Origin of the sequence: Mesorhizobium sp. M7D.F.Ca.US.004.03.1.1, assembly GCF_003998635.1 — a bacterium.
GTDB classification, from domain to species: Bacteria; Pseudomonadota; Alphaproteobacteria; order Rhizobiales; family Rhizobiaceae; genus Mesorhizobium; species Mesorhizobium loti.
Window position 1 is genome coordinate 1 of the sequence record NZ_RZQG01001110.1, and the last position, 1740, is coordinate 1740.

Sequence of the window (1740 nt, forward strand, 5' to 3'; positions counted from 1 at the left end):
GGCACTTTTCGGTGAAGGGGTCGCCGACCTGAACGGTCGGGCGCTTCTCGTCGATCTTGTCGTCGAATTCGGCCGAGGCCATTGTGGCGCCGCCGACGCCGTCGCGGCCGGTTTTGGCACCGAGATAGACGACCGGCAGGCCGACGCCCTTGGCTTCCGATAGGAAGATCGCGTCGGTCTTGGCCAGGCCCGCTGCAAAAGCGTTGACCAGGATGTTGCCGTTGTAGCGGGCGTCGAAATTGACCTCGCCGCCGACCGTCGGCACGCCGAAGGCGTTGCCATAGCCGCCGACACCGGAGACCACGCCCGAAACGAGATGCCTGGTCTTGGGGTGGTCAGGCGCGCCAAAGCGCAACGCATTCATCGCCGCGATCGGCCGCGCGCCCATGGTGAAGACGTCGCGCAGGATGCCGCCGACGCCGGTCGCGGCACCTTGGTAGGGCTCGATGTAGGACGGGTGGTTGTGGCTCTCCATCTTGAAGACGACGCAGTCGCCATCGCCGATGTCGACCACGCCGGCATTCTCGCCCGGTCCCTGGATGACGCGCGGGCCGGTGGTGGGCAGCGTGCGCAACCACTTCTTCGAGGATTTGTAGGAGCAGTGCTCATTCCACATCGCCGAGAAGATGCCGAGTTCGGTGAAGCTCGGCTCGCGCCCGACAAGGTCGAGAATGCGCTGATACTCGTCGGGCTTCAGCCCGTGCGCGGCAATGAGCTCGGGGGTGATCGGCACGGAATTGGAAATGGTCATGGGCGGCGATTTGTATCCGGGGCGTTGGGATTTGAGTCCCGTCTTATCGCAAGCTTGGGAGCCAATACACCCCATCGGATGCTGAAAAACAACGGAAAGCTACAAGGTGACGACGGGCGCGACGAGATCGCGGGTCGTGGGGGAACGTTGTTGTCTGTTTGTGAAGGCTTCTGCACCGCCATTGGGGAACGGGATGACATTCCGGCCGTTAGGTCTCCAACCAATCGGGAGATTTGGACCATGGCCACCAAGCAGGGCAAGAAAGACAATCGCCTCTCGGACAAGGAGGCTATGCATATCGCGGAGACCACCGACGTTTCACCTGGGCAGGCCAAGGAGCTGGCTGAGAAGCACGGGAAAGACAACGCCGAGAAGGAAGCCAAGAACTTCAAGGCAGAGGGCTGATCTGAGAGCCATGGAGGGGCTGCTCTGCGCCAAACCGACGCTTAATGGGCCTGTCAGTCGCGAGTTGGCTCACGAGAAGCTGTCGTAGCCGGCGCGGCCTTCATCCAGCAGACGCCGGATCACCGCGACGCCTTCAGCGATGTCCTTGCGTTGTTTCGGCTGTGAAATACCGAAGCGGATGCCGTGGAAAGTCTGCTCGGAGCGACCGGCCTTGAACTGGTCCTCGTCATTGATCAGCACGCCGTGCTCGAGGCAAGCATTCTTGAAGGTGCCGGAAAGCCACGGGTCGGGCAAAGTCAGCCAGACAAAGGGCACCTTGTCGTGCGACTTGAACGCGAAGCCGGCCAAAGTCTCGCGCACGATCGCGATGCGGGCGCTGATTTCGGCGATGCTGCGCTTGCGGATATCGCCGGCCTGACCGGAAAGCACCAAGCGGGCATTCACCTCCGCCAGCAGGAAGGGCATCCCGCCGGTCATCATCTTGTGGGCGACACGGATGCGGTGGCGGTAGGCGGGCGGGCAGGAGAGCCAGCCGCCGCGCACACCGGCCGCGACCGACTTCGACAGGCCGCCGGCGACAATGG

Annotated in this window: 2 protein-coding genes and 1 pseudogene; 1 reads left to right on the top strand and 2 read right to left on the bottom strand. The window is 63.0% G+C overall.

Features of this window, described 5'->3' with window-relative positions; genetic code table 11:
• Window positions 1–751, bottom strand: a 751-nt coding sequence (locus tag EN935_RS34450) for an AIR synthase related protein (RefSeq protein ID WP_245489124.1), incomplete at its 3' end; no start/stop codon positions are given.
• Window positions 752–991: 240 nt separating this feature from the next.
• On the opposite strand from EN935_RS34450, the gene EN935_RS41110 reads away from it, so the two are divergent.
• Window positions 992–1156: a hypothetical protein gene (locus EN935_RS41110; RefSeq protein WP_164548706.1), complete on the top strand. Its 165-nt coding sequence runs from the start codon at window positions 992–994 to the stop codon at window positions 1154–1156.
• A gap of 69 nt (window positions 1157–1225) precedes the next feature.
• On the opposite strand, the pseudogene EN935_RS34455 reads toward EN935_RS41110, so the two are convergent.
• A pseudogene (locus tag EN935_RS34455) lies at window positions 1226–1740 on the bottom strand (PLP-dependent aminotransferase family protein); the annotation flags it as partial.